Origin of the sequence: Lysinibacillus composti (assembly GCF_016908465.1) — a bacterium.
GTDB lineage: Bacteria > Bacillota > Bacilli > Bacillales_A > Planococcaceae > Ureibacillus > Ureibacillus composti_A.
Window position 1 is genome coordinate 477,204 of sequence record NZ_JAFBDY010000001.1, and the last position, 25,275, is coordinate 502,478.

General features: G+C 32.1%; 25 protein-coding genes. 17 read left to right on the forward strand and 8 right to left on the reverse strand.

The window, feature by feature from the left end:
- Window positions 1-55: 55 nt before the first annotated feature.
- Complete coding sequence (locus tag JOD29_RS02345) at window positions 56-244, reverse strand: hypothetical protein (RefSeq protein ID WP_124761781.1); 189 nt, start codon at window positions 242-244, stop codon at window positions 56-58.
- 379 nt (window positions 245-623) lie between these two features.
- Between JOD29_RS02345 and JOD29_RS02350 the strand changes: the two genes are divergently transcribed.
- The 4 genes from JOD29_RS02350 to JOD29_RS02365 all read left to right on the forward strand — a co-directional run bounded on the left by JOD29_RS02350 (window position 624) and on the right by JOD29_RS02365 (window position 4,911).
- A complete protein-coding gene (locus JOD29_RS02350; protein ID WP_124761779.1) occupies window positions 624-1,400 on the forward strand; it encodes a 3D domain-containing protein in 777 nt (258 codons plus the stop codon).
- A 392-nt stretch (window positions 1,401-1,792) separates the two neighbouring features.
- A complete protein-coding gene (locus JOD29_RS02355) occupies window positions 1,793-3,100 on the forward strand; it encodes an ammonium transporter (RefSeq protein ID WP_124761777.1) in 1,308 nt (435 codons plus the stop codon).
- Window positions 3,101-3,188: 88 nt separating this feature from the next.
- A complete protein-coding gene (locus JOD29_RS02360; RefSeq protein ID WP_124761775.1) occupies window positions 3,189-4,154 on the forward strand; it encodes a DUF294 nucleotidyltransferase-like domain-containing protein in 966 nt (321 codons plus the stop codon).
- 55 nt (window positions 4,155-4,209) lie between these two features.
- Window positions 4,210-4,911 carry an exonuclease domain-containing protein gene (locus JOD29_RS02365; RefSeq protein WP_239585516.1) on the forward strand — a complete coding sequence of 234 codons (702 nt, stop codon included), beginning with the start codon at window positions 4,210-4,212 and terminating at the stop codon, window positions 4,909-4,911.
- An 86-nt stretch (window positions 4,912-4,997) separates the two neighbouring features.
- On the opposite strand, the gene JOD29_RS02370 is transcribed toward JOD29_RS02365, so the two are convergent.
- On the reverse strand, window positions 4,998-5,846 hold the full coding sequence (locus tag JOD29_RS02370; RefSeq protein ID WP_124761771.1) for a DegV family protein: 849 nt from the start codon (window positions 5,844-5,846) through the stop codon (window positions 4,998-5,000).
- A gap of 370 nt (window positions 5,847-6,216) precedes the next feature.
- Between JOD29_RS02370 and JOD29_RS02375 the strand changes: the two genes are divergently transcribed.
- From JOD29_RS02375 to JOD29_RS02390, 4 genes are read left to right on the forward strand one after another with little or no spacing between them, the layout of a single operon-like run.
- Window positions 6,217-6,969 carry a GTP cyclohydrolase II gene (locus tag JOD29_RS02375; RefSeq protein WP_124761769.1) on the forward strand — a complete coding sequence of 251 codons (753 nt, stop codon included), beginning with the start codon at window positions 6,217-6,219 and terminating at the stop codon, window positions 6,967-6,969.
- A 16-nt stretch (window positions 6,970-6,985) separates the two neighbouring features.
- Complete coding sequence (ribD, locus tag JOD29_RS02380) at window positions 6,986-8,095, forward strand: bifunctional diaminohydroxyphosphoribosylaminopyrimidine deaminase/5-amino-6-(5-phosphoribosylamino)uracil reductase RibD (RefSeq protein WP_124761767.1); 1,110 nt, start codon at window positions 6,986-6,988, stop codon at window positions 8,093-8,095.
- On the forward strand, window positions 8,092-9,171 hold the full coding sequence (locus JOD29_RS02385; protein WP_124761765.1) for an FAD-dependent monooxygenase: 1,080 nt from the start codon (window positions 8,092-8,094) through the stop codon (window positions 9,169-9,171). Before ribD ends, JOD29_RS02385 begins: the two co-directional genes overlap by 4 nt.
- Before the next feature lie 18 nt (window positions 9,172-9,189).
- A complete protein-coding gene (locus JOD29_RS02390; protein ID WP_124761763.1) occupies window positions 9,190-9,747 on the forward strand; it encodes a 5' nucleotidase, NT5C type in 558 nt (185 codons plus the stop codon).
- A gap of 344 nt (window positions 9,748-10,091) precedes the next feature.
- On the opposite strand, the gene JOD29_RS02395 is transcribed toward JOD29_RS02390, so the two are convergent.
- Together JOD29_RS02395 and JOD29_RS02400 are read right to left on the reverse strand one after the other, a co-directional pair.
- Entirely contained in the window at window positions 10,092-10,640 is a 549-nt protein-coding gene (locus JOD29_RS02395; RefSeq protein ID WP_124761761.1) for a biotin transporter BioY, read from the reverse strand.
- Window positions 10,641-11,210: 570 nt separating this feature from the next.
- Window positions 11,211-11,738 (reverse strand): helix-turn-helix domain-containing protein, encoded by a 528-nt coding sequence (locus JOD29_RS02400; RefSeq protein ID WP_124761759.1) that lies wholly within the window; start codon window positions 11,736-11,738, stop codon window positions 11,211-11,213.
- A 252-nt stretch (window positions 11,739-11,990) separates the two neighbouring features.
- On the opposite strand from JOD29_RS02400, the gene JOD29_RS02405 reads away from it, so the two are divergent.
- The 9 genes from JOD29_RS02405 to JOD29_RS02445 all read left to right on the forward strand — a co-directional run bounded on the left by JOD29_RS02405 (window position 11,991) and on the right by JOD29_RS02445 (window position 22,464).
- Window positions 11,991-13,352 (forward strand): tyrosine-type recombinase/integrase, encoded by a 1,362-nt coding sequence (locus JOD29_RS02405; protein ID WP_158610502.1) that lies wholly within the window; start codon window positions 11,991-11,993, stop codon window positions 13,350-13,352.
- Complete coding sequence (locus tag JOD29_RS02410) at window positions 13,330-15,849, forward strand: hypothetical protein (protein WP_124761755.1); 2,520 nt, start codon at window positions 13,330-13,332, stop codon at window positions 15,847-15,849. Before JOD29_RS02405 ends, JOD29_RS02410 begins: the two co-directional genes overlap by 23 nt.
- A complete protein-coding gene (locus tag JOD29_RS02415; RefSeq protein WP_124761753.1) occupies window positions 15,849-17,750 on the forward strand; it encodes a hypothetical protein in 1,902 nt (633 codons plus the stop codon). Before JOD29_RS02410 ends, JOD29_RS02415 begins: the two co-directional genes overlap by 1 nt.
- Window positions 17,720-18,286: a hypothetical protein gene (locus JOD29_RS02420; protein ID WP_124761751.1), complete on the forward strand. Its 567-nt coding sequence runs from the start codon at window positions 17,720-17,722 to the stop codon at window positions 18,284-18,286. Before JOD29_RS02415 ends, JOD29_RS02420 begins: the two co-directional genes overlap by 31 nt.
- 273 nt (window positions 18,287-18,559) lie before the next feature.
- On the forward strand, window positions 18,560-19,630 hold the full coding sequence (locus JOD29_RS02425; RefSeq protein ID WP_124761749.1) for a Y-family DNA polymerase: 1,071 nt from the start codon (window positions 18,560-18,562) through the stop codon (window positions 19,628-19,630).
- A 443-nt stretch (window positions 19,631-20,073) separates the two neighbouring features.
- Window positions 20,074-20,415, forward strand: a complete 342-nt coding sequence (locus JOD29_RS02430) for a YhjD family protein (protein WP_124761747.1) — start codon at window positions 20,074-20,076, stop codon at window positions 20,413-20,415.
- A 176-nt stretch (window positions 20,416-20,591) separates the two neighbouring features.
- Window positions 20,592-21,209: a hypothetical protein gene (locus JOD29_RS02435; protein WP_124761745.1), complete on the forward strand. Its 618-nt coding sequence runs from the start codon at window positions 20,592-20,594 to the stop codon at window positions 21,207-21,209.
- 94 nt (window positions 21,210-21,303) lie between these two features.
- Window positions 21,304-21,774 (forward strand): peptide-methionine (S)-S-oxide reductase, encoded by a 471-nt coding sequence (locus JOD29_RS02440; RefSeq protein ID WP_124761743.1) that lies wholly within the window; start codon window positions 21,304-21,306, stop codon window positions 21,772-21,774.
- A 276-nt stretch (window positions 21,775-22,050) separates the two neighbouring features.
- Entirely contained in the window at window positions 22,051-22,464 is a 414-nt protein-coding gene (locus JOD29_RS02445; RefSeq protein WP_124761741.1) for a zinc-ribbon domain-containing protein, read from the forward strand.
- 159 nt (window positions 22,465-22,623) lie between these two features.
- Here the strand turns inward: JOD29_RS02445 and JOD29_RS02450 are convergent, their stop codons facing one another.
- The 4 genes from JOD29_RS02450 to JOD29_RS02465 form a co-directional block, all read right to left on the reverse strand.
- On the reverse strand, window positions 22,624-22,950 hold the full coding sequence (locus JOD29_RS02450; protein ID WP_124761739.1) for a hypothetical protein: 327 nt from the start codon (window positions 22,948-22,950) through the stop codon (window positions 22,624-22,626).
- A 62-nt stretch (window positions 22,951-23,012) separates the two neighbouring features.
- Window positions 23,013-23,249, reverse strand: coding sequence for a DUF4314 domain-containing protein (locus JOD29_RS02455; protein ID WP_124761737.1), 237 nt, complete (start codon window positions 23,247-23,249; stop codon window positions 23,013-23,015).
- Window positions 23,250-23,260: 11 nt separating this feature from the next.
- On the reverse strand, window positions 23,261-24,079 hold the full coding sequence (locus JOD29_RS02460; RefSeq protein ID WP_124761735.1) for a DUF4121 family protein: 819 nt from the start codon (window positions 24,077-24,079) through the stop codon (window positions 23,261-23,263).
- Between the two features lie 193 nt (window positions 24,080-24,272).
- Window positions 24,273-25,226 carry a hypothetical protein gene (locus JOD29_RS02465; RefSeq protein WP_124761733.1) on the reverse strand — a complete coding sequence of 318 codons (954 nt, stop codon included), beginning with the start codon at window positions 25,224-25,226 and terminating at the stop codon, window positions 24,273-24,275.
- Window positions 25,227-25,275: the final 49 nt, after the last annotated feature.

A 25,275-nucleotide genomic window follows, 5' to 3' on the forward strand; every position in this document is an offset into this window, starting at 1 on the left:
AACTAGATATAAAAAAACACACCGTTTGTGACGGTGTGCTGGTAATGAATTAATATTAATGATGTTGTTTAAAATCTTCTAGTACTTGTTGTTTTGTAACTTCATCCAAATTTTTTGAAAGATTTACAGTATTATTGAAGCGTTCAGTTAACTCTCTTTCACTTATAATGCCTCGTTCTTTCAGAATATTTACGAGTAAATCGAAAATAATATCATGTTTAATGTCCGAAGCAGTTTTTGCCATTTTAATGCGCCTCCAATGTTGTTGTTCCTCTTTTATTTTACTCCTCTGTTTTGTCGGGCATTGAGAATTAGACAAACTTAGCAAATCAATTTCGTGTGACGGAATATTTTCGATTAACCTAGCATGCTTATAAGATTCCTTATAAGCGTAAAGAGTTTTCTCATAATATTTTTAAGGTAATAAATTGATTTTCACTAAGAATCTTGTTGCCTTTGATTAAGATATTGTTTTTCTATTTTAAATAATTTGTAAATGTTACAAATATTACATTTTTATTCCAGTTTTATATCAAACTGTATAAATCTGTAAGACGGTGGCTAGAACTTAGTCGTACTCAAGTTAAGGAATTAAGAGATTAATTTATTGGGAGGACTAAGTTATGAAAATAAAAATGATAATAATGATTTTGTTTATAGCATTTTCTATGAGCTCAGTTGCAAGTGCCATGGAAGTAGGACCGGTTGCTACAGATACAGGTGAAGAAAATCATACTTATTTTATTGAAAGTGTGTTAGATGAATTATTTGATGATGTGTTATCTCGTGAGGTGATATTCTCCAATCTGTCATCTCCTCAAACTTATAAAGTAGAAACAGGTGATAATCTTTATCGTATTGCTTTAAAATATAATGTTTCTTTAAATACTCTTATGGAGTGGAATGATTTATCCGATTATACAATTCGACCTGGGGAAGAATTGATTGTTCGTAATGGTGAAGAGGTTAAAGGAGAAACAAAACGCAATATACCAGAACCAAAGGCGATTGTTGCATCGACAACACCTATTGCGCCCTCATCTTCTAAAGAAGTTGAAGAAGGGAACAATCAACCGACTGTGACTTTAAGTTCTGGTGAAGAACCAAATGGTAGAGAAATAATGGTAACTGCTACAGCCTATACTGCCTACTGTCCCGGCTGCTCTGGTACTACAGCATATGGGATTGATTTGCGGGCAAACCCAAATGAAAAAGTAATAGCGGTAGATCCGAATGTTATTCCGTTAGGTACAAAAGTTTGGGTGGAAGGGTATGGTGAAGCGATCGCAGGAGATACTGGTGGGGCAATCAAAGGCCATAGAATCGATGTATTTATTCCTTCTTATGACCAAGCTATTCAATGGGGTAGAAAACAAGTAAAGTTAAAAATACTAAATTAATGAAAGTTATTTATGGGTTGCGCTGCGTTTTAATATGTGGTGCACCCTTTTTGATTTTTTCTGTGTTTTTATTTTACTTTATTTTCAGTTGCATATGTCATGTAATGTAACATAAAATGTTTTCCAATCTATAACCTAGCATCTAAGTACGTTTATCTCCAACATTTTAATTGGGGATCAATTTTTGAATAATCAAGAATGTACTGGTAATATGCGGTGTTTTAAACTAATGTAATATTTTTTAACATGATTTTCAAAAAAGTCTGAAAACTATATTGACATCTGTTGAATATCAGTTACAATAAATTTAAAGTAATTCATGTTACATTTGCTAACATAATATAAATATATAATGTTACATGAAGAAAAGCTGAAAAGGGGAGAGTGTTAAAATGGAAGCAGTTGTTGTGCTGATGGATAACCTGTGGGTAGCGATTGGAGCAATTTTAGTATTCTTTATGATAGGTGGATTTATTTTACTCGAAGCAGGTTCCACAAGAATGAAAAATGCCGGCCATATTGCTGGTAAAACAATTTTTACAGCTGGAATTGGAACATTAGTGTTCTGGGCTGTGGGATATGGTTTTATTTATGGTGATGGGAACGCATTTATTGGTTTATCTAATTTCTTTTATGGAGATGCATCTCCAGCTGATGGAGGGTTAACTCCTGCAGTTGATTTTTCGTTCCAAGTTATGTTTGCAATTGTATCATTAACTATTGCGTTCGGTGGGTTTGCTGAACGTGCAAAATTATCAGTTTACGTGATCTTCGCAGTATTATTCTCCGCTTTTATTTATCCTGTAGTGGCTCATTGGATTTGGGGTGGAGGCTGGTTAGCAGAACACGGAAAACAAGACTTTGCAGGTTCAACAGTAGTTCACTTAACTGGGGCAATGGCTGCCTTAGCTGCAACTATAATCTTAAAACCTCGTATTGGTAAATATAATAAAGATGGTTCATCAAATAACTTAGCTGGTCATAACCAAGTTTATACTTCATTAGGGGTTCTAATTCTTTGGGTTGGATGGTTTGGATTCAATGGTGCTAGTACATTTGGAGTTGCTGATGGTTTCTTAGGTTTCGTTATTTTAAATACACAATTGGCTGCAGCGGCTGGTGCAATTGCTGCAATGTTTACAGCTTGGGCTGTAACAGGTAAAGCGGATGTTCCGACAACATTAAATGGTGCACTTGCTGGTCTAGTTGCCATAACAGCATCTTGTGGATTCGTAGCTCCTTGGGCTGCAGTAGTTATCGGTCTTGTTGGTGGTATAATGGTTGTGTTTAGTATGAAATTATTCGATAAAGCGAAACTGGATGATCCAATTGCAGCATTATCAGTTCATGGTACAGTAGGAGTTTGGGGTACACTTTCAAATGGTTTATTTGCTTTACCAGCTCTTTCAACGGATATTGAATGGGGGCAAGCGGGATTATTCTATGGTGGTGGCTTTGAACAACTAGGAGTGCAAGCATTAGGTGTTGTAGCATCAGGAGCTTACGCATTTGTCGTTGCATTCATCATCCTTAAAATTATGGATAAAGTTATGGGTGGCCTACGTGTAACAGAAGAAGAAGAAATCATGGGCTTAGACATAAGTGAACACGGTAGCTATGGTTATCCAGAACAAATGGCTTTAGAAGAAGTAAAAGTGTCAATGGCTGCTACAACAGAAGGTAAATATTCTACACGTTAGTCTACTAATATCAAAATTCAATTATAATGATAAACAAAAAGCCTCTATTTATTAGAGGCTTTTTACTTAATAAAAAGGAAGTGCCATTGTGAAAACTTATGAATCTATAAAGATATGGAAAGATGAGAACATTCCAAGTTTCCTGTCTGATTCTGTTTTAATAAATAATTTTCATGATCAAGTAATGCTAAAAGTATTGGAAGTAGCCCAGAGTAAAATGGGGGATATAAAGCCTCCTTGTGAATTTACATGGTTCATTACAGGCAGTGGAGGACGTTTTGAACAAGGAGTCATTAGCGATCAAGATCACGGTATTATTTATGAATTTTCAAACGAAGAGAATGATGCTTATTTTATGAAGTTAGGTGAGGAAATTTCTTATGGTCTGGATTGGATAGGCTACCCATTTTGTAAAGGGAATATTATGAGTTCTAATCCGATATGGTGTAAATCGCTACACAATTGGCAACAACAGATTCAGGAATGGATGGATAACGAGAGTTGGGAAGCAATTCGTTATCTACAAATTTTTTATGATGCTCGAACGTTATTTGGAAAGATGAATTATGTACTGCAGTTAAAACAATTAATATATCAATACCAATTAGAACACCCAATGCTATTAAGAAGATTTATAGCAAACATCATGCATTTAAGAAATGGGATTGGTCCGATGGGGAAGATTATTGTTGAACAATATGGCCCATATCAAGGGTGTGTTAACTTGAAATACTCTGCGTTTTTGCCGTATGTAAATGCCATTAGACTACTTTCTATAAAAGAAGGGATTTACGAAACGTCAACACTTGAGAGAATGAGACGTCTGATTCATTTTGATTATGAAGAGTTATTAAGAGACTGTGAAGATAATTTTAAACTACTATTACAATATCGATTATCACTATTACAAGGTGAAGATTATACAGATACACATTATATAAAAATAAAAAAAGTATCCAAAGAAGATCGAAAAATAATTAAACGCATTATTAAAGATGGAAAAAGATTACACGATGAAGTGATTCAGCTTACTTTGTCTTTCACTAGAACATAAAATTTATGTAGATGAAAAAGAAAAAAGGTGATTTGGTGTGGCATTTGAACCATTTTTGCAATTGTTAAGAGGGATTCAAGGTAAACGAACGCATAATGGGCTTGGTGGAATTCAAAATTCGCAGCAAATAGCCTATTTAAGACATTTACAGAAAGAAATTAATCAAGAAGAATTGAATGTTGCATTACAAAACTTACATGTCGTTGTATTTGATATTGAAACAACAGGTTTTTTTCCTGAAAAAGGGGATTCAATACTTTCAATTGGTGCGACAAAGATGCGTGGTTCAGAAATGATAGAAGGTGAAACATTTTACTCACTAGTTCAGTATGGTGAAGTAATCCCGGATGAAATTCAACAATTAACAGGTATTACAAATGAACAAGTAAAAGATGCTCCTCCACTAGCAGAAGTGATGATTAAGTTTTTCCAATACGCTAAAGATCATACATTTGTTGCTCATCATGCTAGTCATGAAAAAAGTTTTTTGCAGTATGTGAGTTCTAAACAATTCCGCACTCCATTTAAACATCGAATTGTAGATACTTCATTCCTTTATAAGATTGTTGAACCTAATTTGAACCTTATTTCGTTAGAAAGTCTGTGTCAGCATAATGGAATTCCTATTGAAAATCGCCATCATGCATTAGGAGATGCAATGATGACTGCAAAGCTTTGGAGTATTTATGTGGAAAAAGTGCAACAGATAGGGTGTGAAACTCTTAACGATGTTTATAATCGCTTTGCTAGATTATAGAAGTATGATAGATAAACAACACTCCATTTATAATGCAGACAATTAAAAGGCTCAACAGAATCGTGTTCTGGAGAGCCATTTTTATTCTATATTTTCATCCAACTTAAACCAGTAGTTCCTTCGCCTGCGTGAACTGCAATCGCAGGACTTAAAGGATAAATAACAAATGAAATGGAAGGGAATTGGGATTGTAATTCAAGTTGCCATTTTAGAGCGTCGGTTTCATTATTGCAATGAATGATGGCTACTTCTGGAATTTTTGAGTTTTTCAAATCTTCATTAAGTAATGAAACAACATATTCCTTTGCTCGCTTCATTGTACGTACCTTCTCTTTAAGGGTGACTTGACCGTTTTCAAAGTAAAGAATTAATTTTAGTTGTATGAGATTGCCTATGACGGCCGCAATTCCAGGAACCCTGCCACTTTTATGGAGTTGTTTAAGGTTTGATGGAATCCCGCATAAAACTGCTTGATCGGCCATTTTTTCTAAATGTCGGACGATATCGGCAGCAAAAACTCCATCTTTTTCAAGTTTAATACCTTCTTCAAGTAATTTCATCATCGGATAAGAAATCATTTTGGAATCAATCGCATAAATAGGAAAACCTACTTGTTTTGCAGCAGCTGCGGAGCTCTCAAGTGTATTGGATAATTTACTGGATGGATGAACGGCTATTGCACATGTATAACCATCCGCTTTTAATCGTTCATATAATTCTACCAACTCTCCAAAAACCGGTTGTGAAGTGGTTGGCAATTTTTTTGCAGTCCGTAATTTGTCGTAAAACTCTGATATTTTCAATTCTACTTTTTCCCGATAAGGACCTTCTTCAAAAATGACAACAATTGGAATTTCATATATATGATTCTTTTTAATAAACTCATCGTCTAGCAAAGCAGCTGTATCGGTTACCCATGCAATTTTTTCTGTCATACCCAAATGACACCTTCTTTCACTTCTTAATGTTTGTAAGTCTCATTTAATATCATTCTATGCTTATTACACCTTAAAGAAGGGCGAAACACAATTGAAAATGGGATTTTCTAAATGTGAGTCTAAAATAGGAGAGAAAAAGGGGAATTTTTAGTATGATTATGTTTAAGGATGCAATTTTGCTTTTTTTCTAAACTCCATATATAGTGAAAGTGCTCCATATAAATTCCTATTGAAGAAATAGGAATTCATATATTATATTGACTACACTCAGTTACTGCACTATACTTAGTTACGAAAAGTAACTGAATTTTAAATTACTATCTTAGCAAATACCAACCTAAAAACTATAAAGAACCGGTGATTAGAAATGATAAATTTAACTATAAATAACAAAGATGTCTTATTCGAAAAAATGAAAATTGTTAATTTAAATAAAGAACATAATATATGTATTGTAGGTCCAGTTAAATTACCTATTAAACAAGGTGATTTTCATGCTACGTTTCAATGGTATTCTTGGTTAAAAATAGATGCAACTATGAAAACTAAAGATGAAGTGCTAGAAAATATTGTACATGCAAATTTAGCTTCAACCCAACAATCTTCAGTCTTAGTTTATGGTGATTTTGAACAAGAAGAAGATGCATTAATTCGTATGCACAGTATATGCCATACAGGTGATATATTTGGTAGTCAACGTTGCGATTGTGGCTATCAATTGCATGAATCCATGAAAATGGTTGCAGAACATGGCTGTGGCGCGATTTTCTATTTAGCAAATCATGAGGGTCGTGGAATAGGCTTGTTCTCTAAATCATTAGCCTATTTATTGCAAGAAGATGGTTTTGATACAGTTGAAGCGAATCATGCGCTAGGATTCGAAGATGATACACGATCATATGAAGAAGCAATTAGAGTTTTAGAAACTCTTCGTTCAAAACCTGTTACGTTAATTACAAATAACCCTAAAAAACTAGAAGCATTAAAACAACACGGTTTATTAGCACATAACCATATTCCATTATGGGGAGGGTTAACAGAGACAAACCGTTTTTATTTACAAACCAAAGTAGAAAAATCTGGTCATATTTTAGAGAAAAATCCTACTTTACTTGTTTAAGGGAGATGTACGAAATTTGAAAACAGATCAAGACTATATGCAACTCGCATTACAATTAGCTGCTACTGCAAAAGGTAATACAACTCCTAATCCTGTTGTAGGTGCAGTACTTGTGAAGAATGGTGTTATTGTTGGTACTGGACTTCACCGAAAAGCTGGTGAGCCTCATGCCGAGGTACATGCATTTAACATGGCAGGTGAACATGCAAATGGCGCCACTTTATATGTCACTTTAGAACCATGCTCCCATTATGGAAAAACACCACCTTGTGCAAAATTGGTAATAGAATCGAAAGTGAGTCGTGTAGTTGTTGCGACAACTGATCCAAACCCTTCAGTTGCTGGTCGAGGTATTCGAATGATTGAAGACGCAGGAATTGAAGTAGAAGTAGGTATTCTTGAAAAAGAAGCGCGTAAATTGAATGAACGTTTTATTCATAACATGCTGGCGAGTCGTCCTTTTGTTATTTCAAAGTTTGCGATGACAGCAGATGGAAAAATTGCTACACATACAGGTCATTCAAAATGGATAACAGGCGAAGAAGCGAGACATCAAGTTCATGAACTTCGTGATGAAGTAGATGCTATATTAGTTGGGGTTGGAACAGTGTTGGCGGACAATCCTTCGCTAACAACACGTTTACCAGAACGTGAAGGAAAAAATCCAATTCGTATCATTCTAGATAGTAACCTTCGTATTCCTTTAAATTCAACTGTTTTACAAACGGAAGAAGCAAAAACAATCATTGTAACGTCTTCAGAAGTGGATGCTTCAAAAATGGAGGCTGTTGAAGAAAAGGGTGCTACAGTTCTCGCTGTATCTAAAAATGAACATGGGTTAAATTTAGACGAAATGCTGAGTAGACTATATGAAATGGGTATTACAGATATACTTGTTGAAGGTGGAGGAGAAATTAATGCTTCTTTCCTTCGTGCAGGATTAATTAATAAATTCTTTATTTATATTGCCCCAAAAATAATTGGTGGAAAAAATTCTAAAACTCCTTTCACTGGAGTAGATGTTGATACTATGGATGATGCACTTCAATTAGAATTTGATGATGTTGAAAAAGTTGGGGAAGATCTATGTATTGTTGCATATCCAAAGCAAGGTGAAATCAAATGACAGACAAGGTAGATATATGTGTTGTTGGAGCAGGACCAGGTGGCGCCTTGCTTGCTTACTTATTAGCCAAAAAAGATCTATCTGTTATATTACTTGAACGACATAAAGTGATTGCAAAAGAATTCCGCGGTGAACATTTAAATGAAGAAGGCGAAGAAATATTAAAAAGACACGGATTGTTTGACGATATTGAGAAACGTGGCTTACTTCGCATGGAAACACTTGAATATTGGGAAAAGGGTCGGTTGATTAAAACCGTCCAACCTGCACCTGAAATAGGTCATTTAGGAATTCATGTACCACAGGCCCATCTACTATCTGTGATTCTTCAAGAAGCTGAAAAATATCCAAACTTTACGCTAATGACAAGTACTAAGGTTACGGATTTAATTGAAGATGAAAATGGTCGATTTATTGGTGTAAAAGCGTTAAAGGGTAAAGAAGAAGTGGCGATTGAGAGCAACCTAATTATTGGGGCAGATGGCAGATACTCAACCATTCGAAAAAAAGTGGGCATAGAAATCGAAAAACGGAAGCATGGTTATGATTTATTGTGGGCAAGGATTCCAGCGCCAAAAGGATGGAATCCATCAATAAAAATGGCGTTAATTGACGGAGCTCAATTATCTTTATTTACCCAGGCAAAAGGGTATATTCAAATTGGTTGGAATATTGCAGAAGGTTCATTTCCCGAATTAAGAAAACAACCGTTTACTCCATTCATTGAAAAGTTAATTGAGGCATTTCCGGAATTAGAAACAAGTGTACGAGAAAATGTCCAATCTTGGAATGACTTTGTTTTATTAGATGTGCATAGTAACTTTGCGGAAACTTGGGGACGCAATGGTGTCGCGTTAATTGGTGATGCTGTACATACAATGACACCAACAGGAGCGTTTGGCCTAAACAGTTCCTTAAAAGATGCTGACACATTAGCAAAACTTATTTCAAAAGATACAATTACACAACTTGACTTCACTAATTGTGCTGCACAAAGAAAAAAAGAAGTGGAGAAGTTGCAAGCAATACAAGTTGAGAAAGAAAAAACTTTCGCAACTCAATTTGTGATTTATTGATAAGAGAGTAGGTTTAAAGTGAGATTTGGTTTTGATATTGATGATACATTAATTAACTTAAGAGAACACGCATTCCATTTATATAATCGAAAGTTAAACCAAAATGTCAGTCTCGATATTTTTCGGGCTTTAAAGACAGTTGAAATTCACGAGGCTTTTGGGTTGGAAAAAGAAACAGGAGGTAAGATGTGGACTAGCCTGTTAGAGGAAATCTACTTTACCGATTGTCCAGCCTTTGATGGAGCTATTGAATTTTTAATGAAACTTCAAAAAGAAGGACATGAAATTTTCTATATTACATCATGCCCAAAAGAATATTGTTTAAAAACACTACACTGGGTAAAAGAAAAAGGATTTCCTGTCATTCATGCAAACTTTTATTGTGGAATGCAAGATCATGAAAAAATTAATTTTATCAAAAATTTAAAGCTGGATTATTACTTTGATGATAAGCCGGCAGTTCTGGAAACGTTATTTGATGTTTCAACGAAAGTTTATGTAAAAGATCAATCCTATAATCAACATGTTGATATACCTCGAGTGAAGAATTGGAATGAATTTATAATTAATAGTTAAAAAAGAGATTTCCCATTACAAGTGACGGATTTATCTTTGGAGTACAAAAGCGGAAAACAGATTAAATAATGAACGAAAGCATGGCAATCGTAAAAGAATGCCATGCTTTATTTATTTTGAACCAATTATCAAGATAGAGAAGTTCTATTCGTAAGTTGTAATTTTATATAGTGATAATCTTGTGATTAAATACGGTGATATAAAAATGGGTTGAGAAAAACACTGCGATTTATTACGCCATTTGTATTACTATTTACTGATTAGTAACTAATTAAGAGAACCAATTTCACACATGTAGGCTCTCTTTCATATAGTCGCGAAGAATCTATATTTCACCGAATTTTTTAAGCTAGTGAATCTAGTAGTCTTGCATTAGATAATCGATTACGAACAAGAATACCTAACCAAGCTGCAAGAATAGCTTTAATGATTCCTACAATTATAAATGGTGCGACTCCGCCCATAAAAGCAGCAGTCCAAGTTAAATCCCCTAAAAATTTTAACCAAGCGGTACCAAATGTAAGGGTAACAACCATACCAATTAGATTTGAGATAATTGCTTGAGGATAAGTTTTTCCAAAGAAATCCATGTAAATCCCCATAATGTATGCCTGAACTAAAAAACCAATGATATAACCACCAGTTGGTCCAACTAAAATACCAAGACCCCCAGAAAACCCTGAATAAACTGGTAGACCAATTGCCCCGAGCAAAATATACAATAGTACTGAAAGTGTACCGTATCTTGTTCCTAAAATAGTTACAATAAGTCCAACTGCTAGTGTTTGACCTGTAATTGGCACAAGTGGTAGTGGAATAGTAATTTGTGCAAGGACAGCAATGATTGCTGCACCAAATGCTGTTATTACATAAGCGTATGTTTTTGATTTCATGTAAACCCCTCTTTGTGTTAACTTGTTTCAAATTTATGTTTACATAAAATAATGTATTATAGTTTAGGAGCTATGTCAATGGAGTTTAAATTAGCTATTTAAATGAATATGTGTGGATGTTCTGTATTCATGTGATTTCTACTTGCTGCTTAGAAAATAAACATAAAACTGTCTACTTTATTGGAAGACCGGTATTGTAGAACTCCATCCTTTAAATTTTTAAACTTTCCTATTCTTATGATAAAATTTGAAGAAATAGCTTGGGGTAAGTTGTAGGGGGTGAAGAGGTGACAAAAAAAGCGCGGATTATTTTTCATGTTATATGACCAGTGGGAAGTTTGTCTCCTAAAGGTACTTTAAAATTAATAAAGTTTTTCTACTAAATAATGTGCATTAATTATGGATAGTGATTAAACTGTCTAAATTTAATTAAAATAAATAGCTTTTATAAGAAATATAATTAATTTCAGTAAATAAGAGCATGTTTTGAAGAGTTACTTCAAACATGCTCTTTTTATTTGTTCTCATATCAAATTTTATTTCAAATATACATTAAAAGGCATAAAACCTTCATTTTAAATCTCTATAATCACTTAAATCTATGTTAAAACGTTTTACAAAAATATCATCTTCTAAACCAGATTCGCTAATTTGGAGTTCCCTTCCCTTATGACAATTAGAACACAAGGTAATTGAATTTTCGATTGTCGTGTTTCCACCTAAAGATAAAGGTATTATATTGGATACCTCTAATGGTGCTGATGGTGCTGTTACCCCACATGCTTGGCAAGTAAAGTTATCACGTAGCAAAATATTGTATCGTCTTTTTACATAGTCGGTGTTTTTGTAATGAATTCTTTGGAGCTTCCCTGGGTATTCTAAGTTGTTTGAATTAGGATCACAGAGTATTAATAACTCTTCCATATCGAGGTCGAGTTCATCAGCAATTTTTTTTAACAAGCTATTAGAGGGGTTATTTAATCCTCTCTCTACTCTACTTAATTGTGAGTGACTCATACCTATTTTATTTCCTAATTCTCTTAAACTAAGACCTTTTATTTTTCTAGCGGTCATAATTTTTTCACCTAAAGTATTCATTTAAAGCCTCCTACCCTGATAGATACATTATAAAATATAATTCTTAAATTAGACAGTTTTTAAACAAAAGAAGTTATTGACATTATGTTTGAGAAAAAATACAATGATTAAAACATTGTTGTGCACCAATACGCACCAATATACACCGATTGTAATTTAGAAAAATACTAATAACATTTTAGGAATAATCGTGTACTTAATATTCACTATTCATAAATAATAATGTCATTTTGTATAGAGAGGAATGATTCTTTGGGTTTAATAAAAAAAGTTGAGAATGAATTAGGTACAATATATGAACGTTATGATAGTAACAACAAACTGATTCAAAGAGCTGGTGCAATTGGATTTTCTAAGGAGTATGAAGGAAATATATACTATATAATTACAGACTTAAATGGTATTAAAATCAACGAAGCTAATAGATTTCTAAATTATTCTTTAGAGAAAGTAAGCGAAAAGAAACGTGAACAAGCTTTTTCTGCATTAAAAATATTCTATTCATTTATTGATTTATTTCATATTAAAGATTATGAAAAAGGATTGAATAACGAAGTTCTTAAAAAATTAATTGGTTTTCTAAAAGGAGGGACTTTCTCGGGAAATACTTTAGTATTTGATTTTAACTTGGAAAGAAAAAATTCTACTATTCGATATTACCTTTCAGTATATAGAAAATTTTACGAATTAATCTTTAATATCAGAGTTGGTCCTTTGCATGATCGTACAAGCTTAATAAATTATCAACATGAGAATGGCGTAAGAAAAATAGAAAAATATAATTCTAACCCACAATCTCCATCAAAGAATGTTTTACCTAAATATATAAGATATGAAGAATATCAGAAAATTTTAGAAATAATTGATGCAAAATTTAACTTAAGAGATAGGATTATTGTGATGTTGATGTATGAATATGGGCTTAGGATTGGTGAAGTATTAGGCATAACAATAGAAGATATTAATTTTGAAAAAAATAAAAATGGCTACTATAGTCTTAAAATTCGAAATAGAATAACGGATAAGAGTTTTCAACACGGTAAAAGACTAATTGTACCTAAGAAAATAGAACACTATTTTGAAGAAGAGTATGCCCTTGAAGGTATTGGACTTTGGACGATCCTTATAGAAGATGAAGAACTTATAGAAATAATTGAAGAGTATTATGAAGAAGCGAGAGATGCTAGAATCCTTAATAAATTTAAAAAAAAGCGAGATAATCTTAAATATAAATCAAAAGCAGATAAAGTTACAGACAGAAATGATTTACGAGAAAATCAATATATTTTTTTAAACCAACAAAATTATACACCATTAACTGCATCTGGATGGGGGTATAGGATAAAAAAAATTCTTGAGAATGCTGGAATTGAAATTGATAGAGGAACCAAGAAAAATAACTTAAGCCATCGTTTTAGACACGGCTTTGCAATGAAAAAAGTTGCTGAAGGTTATGATGAAATAAAGCTATATAAGGTTTTACGTCACTCAGGTCCCCATAGTGTAAAGTATTATTTTAATCCCACTCCAGAAGATCAAGCTGATATGTTAAGAGGACAAAAAGAAAATATGGAAATGAGGGGATTAGCTTATGTCACAGATATCAAAAAATAATAAAAGTAGAGCTAAATTTAGAGAAATACTTAATTTTGAGATTGAAAACACAGCAATTAAAAATGAAAGTTTTAGAAAACTATTAAAAAATTATTTAGAAGAATACTATCCAATTTTTGAAAGTTTGGGGGCTGGTTGGGAAAGACATCAAAATGTCAGGGCTAGTAAAATTTTTATAAAGTTAATTGACGAATTTATTCGAAACCAAAAAGAGGTTAATTGGAATAATTTTTGTAATATGATGCAAAGACTTAATGAATTAGTTCAGGAAAGAATTAATATTCGTAACGTTGCAAAAAAAATAAGAGAAATGATAATTAAGTTTTATATGTATGTTTATGAAAATGTACCATTAGTAAGGTCGGATATAGAAAAATTCAAACATTTACTAATAAAAAATGAAGTTAATTATGTAATACCCTATTTAGAGGTTAGAGATGCTCCTTATTATTATACTAATTTCCCGAAAGATTCTACACCCGAGAATATTTTTCAATTATTTATTGATGATATGGAAGGAAAAGCTCCTAGATTAGTTAATATTTTTTTCAATACGAATAATCCGTTCTTATATAAATTATTCGAACACTTTACTTTATATTGCATTCAAAATATATGCTATGAAAATAGCTTTGTATCAAAAAAAGAAAGCATTAATCTTTTAAAAACTCGAGCTTTTTATTATTTATTTGAGGAGAGTTTAAAAAGAACATCGTTAATAAAGGAACAGAAATGTGAAGAGTGGGCTATTTTAAAAAATTTTAATTCATTAGATATTTTCAATCCTTTAACGTTTATGGAACAATACCAATTTTTTAAAAAATTCGATAGAGAAGTAAATTATGTATCTTTTAGTTCAGCTGCTTCATTAATAAGATTTTATTTATATATAGATGACTTATCCATACAACAAACTGGAAAGAGTATTCTAAATGTAGGGACATTTAGTAGAGATATTTTATTTAAGTCTAGAATGTTAAAATATATTGAATTAGGTTATGAAATACTAGTTCTTTCTCCATTCGAACCAATCCCGGATAGTAATAAATGGTGTGTTTTACCAAAAAATAAAGATAAGTTCATTTCACTGTCAAGTAAAAATAACTTTTTTATTGATTTTACAGAAGTGACTAATAAAAAATTCCAAAATGATTTGAAGAAATATGTGTGGAATTATAAAGATAGTCAAGCAAGGTTAATCACTGCTATTCCAAGGATAATAAATTTTTTGAATCTACTCGATAAATTTCTGAAGGAGATAAAAGAAACAATACCCCTTCATAGAAATGAAATAAATAATTTAGATGACTTTCTTTTAAAGTATCGTGCTTTACTAAAAAATAAAAAAACAAAAAAGGGAGAATCAATAAAAGAAGGTACATATATGCAAATAATTAGTCAAATTAAACAGTATCTTCGTTTTTACCAAGAAAAGTATGCGATTCCCGAGCTTACTTTTCAGTATTTGAAGACTAAGTCTGTTAAACAAGAGGGGGGGAACCCTTTTGATGCAGAAGACTTTATAGAAATTAAAAAAGCATTCTTAAAGATGAAAGAAGATGCAAAGGATAAGAATGAACTAATAGAAGCAGAACTTGCAAATATTATATTTTCCTTGTCATGTCAGACTAAACTACGTCAAGGAGAGATTTGTAATTTGAAAAGAGACTGTATTCTATCTATTAGTCAAGCATTAGGTGTAGGTGAAATAAGTTATATATCAAAAACTTCAAATGGTGAAAGAATTACAACTTATATATTGTTGGAAGATATTCAATTAATTCAAAAAGCAATAGAATTAACTAATGAATATAATTATGAAGCAAATAGTGATTATAAGGATTACATATTTTTAACAACTTTATCGACAAAAAAGACTCCAAATCAAAGAATAGGTTGGATGCATTTTAAATATAGGTTTACATTTAATAAAATTGTTAGATCACTTTATAAATCTGGGAAAATCAAGAAATACTATGAACCAAATGATGCGAGAGATACTTTTATTGATAGTGCATGGAAACAAGTTGAAACTGGAAATATAACTCCTCTTGTAGCTGCAAATATAGCAGGTAATACTGAAAGAGTTGCAGCACAATCATATAGAAAACAATTGGACAAAGATTATTTAGAGATTACTTACATGATAACAATTGGTGGTATTGATGTAGACGGTACTATCTTTGAAACGGAAAAGGAAATTAATCAGTTACAACAAGTAGCATCTGGTGCAGGAGCGTGTAATAGTGATGATTGCATTAAACAAAAAGAAGTTCTTGTTAGACCAGTAGATACTGATTTTTTATGTATGACTTGTAGAAAATTTGTAACCTGTACCGAAAGAGCAGCTATTTTTGAAAAACGTTTAGAGATGTATCATGAAAAGCTAGAAGAGGCTGAGAATCCAAATGAAAAAAAGTACTATAGTGCATTAGTAGAATTGTATGCTACTTATTTAACGAAAATTCTACAATTCTCAAAGGAGAATTATCAATAATGTTTCTTACAAATTATAAAGTATCTTTCAAAGAGGAAGAAATTAACCAAATAAACAAGGATATTAAAAATAACAAACAAAGCACTTATGAAAGTTCTTTTGAAGTTGTTGAGGGGATAAATTTTAAAGATAATTATTGGGATTTTTCAAATATCCTTGAAAGTACAATTTACTCTAAGAATTTCACTTTTGCAAAATATAGGTTCCAAGACATTAAAACAGCTGCATATAGGTTTTATTTAAAAAAATTTGTTTTAAGACAATTATTTAATAATGAAAAACGTCCAAGTTCCGTATATGGTGGTTATTGTATGGTTAAAGGGTTTATTAAATACTTAGAAAATGAAATGCTTATAACAGTACCTTTAGCAATATATGATAAGATTATTGAAAATTATATAAATAAGTTTAAAAGAGAAAATTACAGAAGAGTAATACGTCGTTATATTAAGCTTTATTTTGCAGAAATTGAACAAAATGAGATGGATTTCTATTTAAATGAGTTTAGAAGCTTATATACACCAACTGACATGCAAAAGGTACTTTATGAAGAAGAAATAGGGAAAACACCTAATATACCAGATAGAATATACAAAGCTATAATTCGACAAGCTCTATTGGATCTAGATAACAAAGAACTTAATTTAATAGATAGAATGACTGCTGGGTTAATCATTCTACTTTCACAAATTGGATTACGTATAGGTGAAGCTCTTTTACTTGAAATTGGTAGATTAAAAGAAGAAGTAATATTCGACGGGACGAAAAAAGCATATAAACTAGAATTTTGGACATATAAAACAACAGGAATTAAAGGAAAATGGACAATTACTTTCATGACACCTTTAGCAATTAAGGCCTATAAGAAATTGGAAGAACTAGGTACTACACGAAGAGGAAATGGTGGTAAATACTTATATCCAAATTCAAATGGAGATATGTACACTCCTAAGTCTTGGAGCAATAATTCACATCGATTTTTTGTTAGAAATCAGGAAGTTTTAGGATTAAATAATCTTACTGATAATGAACTAAAACAAGTAGTAGAAGTTGAAATTAACCAATGGATGGTAGAGCACATTGCATTTTTAAGCAGAAATGATATTGGAAAAACATTTTATAAAGTTAATGCCCATCAGTATAGAGTAGCAGTTTGTAACTATTTAAGGAAAAAACCTGGAATAAACCTCCAGTGGATAAAAAAACACATGAATCATCTTGAAGAAGATATGACGATACACTATTTTCGAGACGACGATGTTATTCAAGAAACCCTTCTCAAAAGGACATCAGAAAATGGCGATTTTTTAGAAACAAAAAAGGAAAATATTCTTGATGAGGATATTCGTAAAGAATTAGATGATCCATATTTTATTGAAGCATACAATACGATTAATAAATTCTTAAAAAAGAAGAGATTAAAAATATATAAAGATTTAAATGAAATTATTAATACTTTTAAAAATTCGCCTATTTTAGATAGTGAAATAGGCTTTTGTACAAACGCAATGGAAAGATTATGCGAAAGACAAGAGAAGCTTAACCAATTAGAAAAATGGTCATATCTAAGACCCCAGGTGCCAGATATAACAAATTTTAATCAAACATATAAACGATTAATAACTAAGTTAGAACTCGTTAAACATAATAAGAGTGTAGCAAGTGAAGATTCGCGATATTTGCGTGAATATGAACTTCAGTTAAACACCTTTAACCAATATTATAATAACAAGTTTATGCCAGAATTTGAACTATTAAAGAAAAACATAGAAAACGTTGGCATGAATAAAGTAATTTTAAATAATCCCCATTTAGAATCCATAATTTATAGATTTAATGAAATTGAAAAAGTTGAAATGGAGAGTCGGGAATGGTTAGGGAACAAGCTATTTTGGACATAGTTATAAATGAAGTTCGAAAATTGGATATTAATAATAGTAATTACGAAGGTATTCGACCTAAATTAAAAGAACAGTTAATAAAGGCAGAATATTATATTCAATATAATATTCAAAAACAAAAAGAAATAGCAAATGAAATAAAAAATAATAAATTGAATATTTTAAATGTAGCTGAGAAAGCAGGAATTCCACGAAGTAGTATTTATAAATCTAAAGAAATTCTTGAAAAATATATAGAGGGACGTATAGAGCAGGTACAAAAAGAGGATATATTATCCTTACATAAATTATCAAGGCAAAAAAAATCTATAGATGAACTAAATGAATTTATCGAAAAAGTTCAAATTCATTTAATAGAGACGGAAATACTAGAATATAAAATTAACGAACTGGAACAACAAGTGAAAAGTCTCAATATTACAAATCAAGATTTGATTTCAAGGGAGTATAGAGCACAACAGGAAATTGAGAGGCTTAAATTACAGTTGAGAAAAGCAGGGGTAACAAATATAGTGAATTTCAAAGATAAAACTTAACTATTTAAAAGTTATAATTGCACAATATAGAAAGTGAATTAATGGGAATATTGTTAATCATTTTTTGTCCAATTAACACTAGATAGAATATATGTTATTTTTTAATGTAATAAAGTCCATCTGGATTGCCAGATGGACTCTTTTTATGATTTTGATCTGAAAATTATTCTTAAGATAAAGATGTTTGTTATTATAGAATATGAAAAAAAGTGAGAAATAAAAAAAGAAATAATTAAAAATAAAATAAATTCTTTTTAAGGAGTAGTTATTGTTATGTCTAAAAAAACTATTCTCTTAGTGGATATGAACTCCTTTTTTGCTAGTGTTCATCAAGCAGAAAACCCTTCATTATTAAATAAACCAATTATTGTTGGAGGAATTCCTAATAATAAAAATAAAGGCATGGTAATTGCTGCTAGCTATGAAGCTAAAAATAAAGGTGTTTATACTACAATGTCTGTTTATGAAGCACTTAAGAAGTGCCCCAATGCTATTATTGTTGAGCGTAATCATAATCTCTACAGTAGTTATTCAAAAATAATTATGGATTTTCTACGTTTAATAGGACCCATTGAAAAAGCAAGTATTGATGAAGCGTATGTAGATATTACTGAAAGAGTTGCAATTGGTACAGAACCAAGAATCATAGCAGAATATATTCAAAAAATTTTATGGGAAAAGTTAACTCTTGGATGTAGTATTGGGTGTAGCAATACTAAAACCTCAGCTAAAATGGCAGCAGATATAAAAAAACCTTTTGGTTATGTTCATCTAGAGCAACTCCAGTTTTGCTCTTTCTTTCACCCACAAAAGTTAAATAAATTACATGGATGTGGTCAAAAAACGGAGGAGAAATTAAATAAACATAATATTTACACTATCGGTGATCTTGCTAAAGCTGATCCACTTCACCTCAAATTAATCCTTGGTGTTCGAGGAGAGTGGCTTCAAAAAGTATCTCTAGGTAGAGGTTCTGATAAGCTAAATACAGATAGGGAAAAGGGAGATAAGACGATAGGAAAAGAAAAAACCTTTGCACAACCAATTTCTGATTCGGAAGTCTTGATGAATTTAGCGAGCAAAATGATAGAATCGTTATGTAGTAGACTTAATAATAAAAAATTAAAAGCCTACACAATTGCAATTGTATATAAAATGGAATGGGAAGAAGGAAGGCATTCTAAGAGTATTACTTTAGAACAGGGTACATCTGATCCAAATATGGTCAATAAATTGATAGAGAAGCTCTATGAGGATAATTTAAGTGATATACCAATAGTGTTATTTGGTGTCCGTTTAAGTAATTTTAGAGAAAATAAATATGTTCAATTGAGTTTGTTTTGAATTTCAATAATAAAGTATAAAATGATAGGAAAGAGTTCAGTTAAAAAAGAAACCATAGAAAATTATGGTTTCTTTTTTAATATATACGAGAGTTATGTGTATAAATTCTTTTATTCTCAGATAAATAAAAATCAATACTTCGATTTACAAGAAATGTATTTAACTAACGTTGACTTCTTGCTAGCTTATGTATGTCAGGACTCTTGTTATGACCCCTATGAAGTATCGCATGAGAGGGTCGGTGAACCACGTGTTTGTGAATTTATATTGTTGGATATGGACAATATTTTCCTTATAAGTACATTAAGTTGGAAGTAAGCAAGTACAAATTTAGGTGATCTGTAAATTAGTCATGGGGTGTGTCCAGGATGTTTTAGTGTTCAGGTTTTTTCTTATACACAAAGGAGAACGTTTGTTCTATAATTATTGCGAGGAGTGTAATTATGAACAATGATACTAGCAAATTAATTCATAAACAAATTATTTTGGATTTAACGAAGAGAACGCTTGAACGTGATAAGAAAAAGATTTCAGGATTAAAAATGCAACGTGCTTTCTCTTTTTGGTTTGATACAAAAATTAAAGAACTTCACAATGAACTTAATTTGATTAAATCACAACTAAGTAAACTTGGAATTAAAATTCAAGCTGAAAACAAAGTTGATGATCTAATTACCGAGTATGTGATTTTAGAACGAGGTTCAACATACACACTTCGATATATGAACGTTGCTTTGCGGAATCAGTGTGAAGATGAAGTAAAACAACTATTAGAATTAAAATAAAAATCCCTAATAAAGTTTGTGGAGATAACTGTAAATCATTATTCAATTACATCGACGCCTATGAATGCATTATTCTTTTGTTCAGTAATCGGGCCATTTAAGGGAGTTATGCTCATTGCTAAAATGGTAATTATTTGAAATAATTTAATGAAACATTGATAAATTGGGGGACGAAAATGCAGCACTTTAAAGGCTACTGCTTGTTTATAATTTTCACCTTGTTGTTAACAGGGTGCGCAGGTGTAGAAAAAGAAAAATCTCCATCAAATACGAAACTAATCATTGAGTCATACAACATGAGCGAAAAAGAACGATTACTCATTAGTAAAACAGGTGTGGAGCAAATTGAATTTTTCAAACTGAATGGCACTTTGAAAGAAGATGATGATTTGCAATTTTCAGTGGAGGTGTTTGAAAAGGGGAAGTTTAAAGAGGAGTTGATAAAGACTTGGGGTGAAATCGAAACAAAATATAAAGACAGCCTTATTTCTTTTGGAATAAGTGACATTAGAAACGAAGATCATTCTATAAAACTGATAAATGGTATACCTTCAGGGCTTGCTACAACATATTATTCAAATAACATGACATCATCTTCTTTCAGTAAGCTAATCGACGAAAAAATGACTTTAGAAAAAAATAAACCTATATATTTAGCAGCGTGGCTAGGCACTACTAAAAATAGCCTGCGTTCTGGTGGGGGCGAAAATGGGGAACTACCACCGGGTATTGAAGAAACTGAACTCGCATTTTTATACAAAGTTTTATGGACTGATGATAAAGAAAAGAATTAATTTTTATCTACTTCAATAATCGGGCGCTTTCCTTGAACGAGGATAAGTGCTTATTCCATTTTAAGGCTAATTTGTGCATAAGGGAGAGAGAAATATGGAAACAGTATATTTTGCAGGGGGATGTTTATGGGGAGTACAAGCTTTTGTAAAAACTTTACCCGGAGTTAAGTTTACAGAAGCGGGAAGAGCTAATGGAACTAGTCACACACTTGAGGGTGATTATGATGGTTACGCCGAATGTGTAAAAACTGAATTTGAGCCAACAGTGGTAACGATCAGGGAATTAATGGGGTATTTTTTTGAAATAATTGATCCATACAGTTTGAATAAACAAGGACAGGATGTTGGTGAGAAATACAGAACAGGAGTATATAGTGAAAAGCAAGAACACTTAAAAGAAGCGAGGGCATTTCTTAGTGAGAGAAATGATTGTGACCTTATAGTTGTTGAAGTATTACCCCTTACAAACTATGTGAGAAGTGCAGAAGAACATCAAGATAGATTAGCTAGATGTCCAAACGATTATTGTCATATTCCAGAAGCAATATTAAGTAAATATAAGTAATTAAGCAAAAGCGCATTTCCAGAGAGTAATGGTTCTGCGCTTTTTTACATTAAAGTTGTATTTAGCGGAATAAGAATCATCTTTTAAAAATGAATTTTAAATTATTATTGTTTGAGAAGGAATGTATAGCGCGGTTAGTTGAATAACAAATTACCACAAAATATCTTTAATGAGTTAATTATTGTTGTTACTCAAAGCTATTTCAATATTGATTGGAAGAAAATTAGAGATTAAACTAAAACTACTAGTATATAATAACTGATTGGAGATAATGATATGGCAAAATGTCCTTATAGTTGGAACTCTTGGTACGGGACCTATTTTTGTAGTAGTCCTAGTAATCCAACCAATACAGATGGAAAAAAAGGTAGAGTAGTAGGCTCACCAAATGGTAGAGAACATATAGAGACTTTTTGCCTTGATAATGAAGTATGTGATGTATGTGAATATCATCCGGATTATTATAAAGAAACAGAACTAAAAGAAGAGGTAGTAGTAACCTTTAAAGAATCTAATTATGAAACAGTAGAACAAAAAGAAATTAAGGAATCATCTAAAGAATTACCAAAAGAATTCTCCGATGATACCAACAGGAAGGAGGAAAAAGAGCCAAAGTATTTCTGTAGGTATTGTGGTGGGAAAATCCCTACAGATAGTCGCTTTTGTAGTTATTGTGGTGAGAAATTATAAGTTATATTTTCAAAGAAAGTATGCTAATTCAAGGCTTCATACTACCTGACTTTTTGAACGAAAGCTACATAAATACATAAAAGAAATAGCCCTTGTTTTGAACAATGTTGTTCGAAACAAGGGCTATTATATTAGAATCAGCAATTGTAGCTGATTTGATCAAGCTTTATTTTTTCTGAAATGAGAAATTAGTCTTTTCTCTAAGAAACTAGTAAAATTCTCGTCTCCCATAACAATGAAATCTTTCATATTTTCAAAGATTGCTGCTAATTTTATCTGATCTTCAGACGGATAGGCCTCTGAGTGATACATCACCAAAACACCAAACATATCTTTTGGAATATCCTCTAAATTATCAAATATTACTTTTTCAATAATTTGATTTCTTTCATTTAAACGAAGTACAATATAGCATCCACGCTTTAATTTAGTTATGTCAAATAGTAAATACATCGCAATATCTGAAGGTTTTGTTACTGTAATCATCAAAATCTTCCTTTCACTTCTCTTATTTATTGCTACTCATGAGCAATTCATCGGCGAAATCATTAAATTAATTTGATTTTATCTTCAAGTAATGCTGCTAATGTGGAACCGTTATCCCATATAGGATGAATAGAACCAATATCATCAACAAATCGAACCGTTCCTTCAAGACCTTTCGGTAGGGGAGTTGGATCGTCGATAGTTTCGACAACCACAATTCTTGCCCCCGATTTAAAAGTCTCTTTTCGTTCCTCGATTTTTCTTTTAAATTCATCTGATATTCTTTTTGCTACACGCATGGTTTCCACTCCTAATTCAAAACAATTCGATCTTGTTGGTAAGGAAAATAAGTTGTTACCGTTTTGTTTTCAACAATTCGCTTACATTCCTGCGTACAACCATTGTTTAATTCTTTATCAACGACAGCATCTCGAAGTTCTAAGTAATCCTCAATTGGAATGTATATTACGAATTGTTTGAAAGTCCAAACGATTTTCGAATTAGGGAAAAAGCCATCTGTTTCAACACCGTTGAAGCAACTTAACCATTGCTCATATTCTTCTTTTGTATGGAATGCTGTATGACTACAACCGTCTTTTGACAGCAAGTATTTGTAAGAGGAACCATTTTCTTCGCTATCACGAACATACAATGTAAATTTATCGTGTGTTTGAGTTGTGAAGTCATGTTCACCCTTTGTATACTCCCATACATTTACCTCAGCAAAGAAATCCACTGCACCATTTGCACATGGACCATGATGACCCCATACGCAGAATTTCTTTCGTTGTTTTCCTACATAACGTAGGTTCTTGGGAATATAATGCCAAGCTCCTCCACTAGTAGAAGTAGTTAATTTACCACCGAATGTATCAATGAATGGAACATATGGTGATTCACAAATGTACAATTGACCATCATTTGTTACTCTGTCGATATGTGCATTAGCGTAATAGTTTCCATATTTATTCGTATATTCAACTACATCCCCAATTTGAGGCGATTCATTATCTCGGCTATTCTGAATCCAATCAATTAAATTGTTTACCTTTTCAGTGTCAGCATTTGTTAAAAGATGCTGTGAGTCATAACCTGCGTTTAAATTTTTTAATTCTTCGATGGCATACATGTGTCATCTCTCCTTTTTTAAATTGATTACCTTAAAAGAAAAGAGCCATGTGAAAGATGATTTCACATAAGCTCTTTTTTCGGTTTGTTTGCACAAACCCGTTATTTACTTCATGAGAGAAGGGAATTTACTCTCATGTGGTTCATTTCTTTAGCACCTATCCAACGGTTGCTTTCATCACTAATCATTCCTTTTACGTTTTTTTCGGGAAGGTAACGATATTATTAGGAAGTTTTCCTACTTTTGAATCGACGGTTCCCGTTTTCTTTTGCTCGTAATACGGCTCGTATTCCTTTTCCCATACAGGTAAATTTTTACTTGGATAAGGAAAAGGGGCGAAGTTAGGATTATTCCAAACAGGGTACTGATCAGGAACGGTCCGATTTTGAATGGTATTTTCGTATCGTTGTCGTCTTTCCATCTCAGAATAGTAAGCGCGAATAAATGTTACGCCTGCATCTCTATCTGGAATTGCATCCCGCCACGTTACCAGGATATCGCAACCACTTTCTTTTAGTTCACGATCTAATCGTTGAGGATGATATTTAATAAAGGCTTCTAGCCAATAAACACCTCGAAGAAAAGCTGCGAACATGAAAGGTACTGTAAACAGCGGCCAATCAAAGAACATGGATTGCTCTAATACTAAATAGACAAAAAACATCCAAGCAATCGGTAATCCAAAATACATTAAGCATTTGCCAATATTTTTGGTCCCAATTACATCGAAATATGGCTCTCGATTGTAAGGTTGGAATGAGTCGCATTCTTGTAAGACATAGATTCGGTCACGGAAGGTGTTAACAACAGTACGATAAAATGTATTATTTACATATTCGTAGTCTGTTGGTTTTATGGACCCAGGAGGACTTTTCATGTACATCAGCATGATAGGGGGAACGTAAGGGATTCCTTCATATCGGCGTATTTCCGACATATATTGATTTGCCCTCATTTCTTCCTGTGCGCGGTACTTGTAATCCTTATTTTTTGTGAATACTACTTTACATACCAAAACTGATAGAATGACATCCCACCAGCCTTTTATGAAAGCCGTATAATTTGTTAGCCAATTGCCATCATTGAATAGATCAACAATAAAACATATTGGGAATAACAATACAATCATTAAAATTGGCTTAAACATAGGCCATTCTCCCTTTCTCTAATGGAATAAAAAACAAAAAAAGCATTCC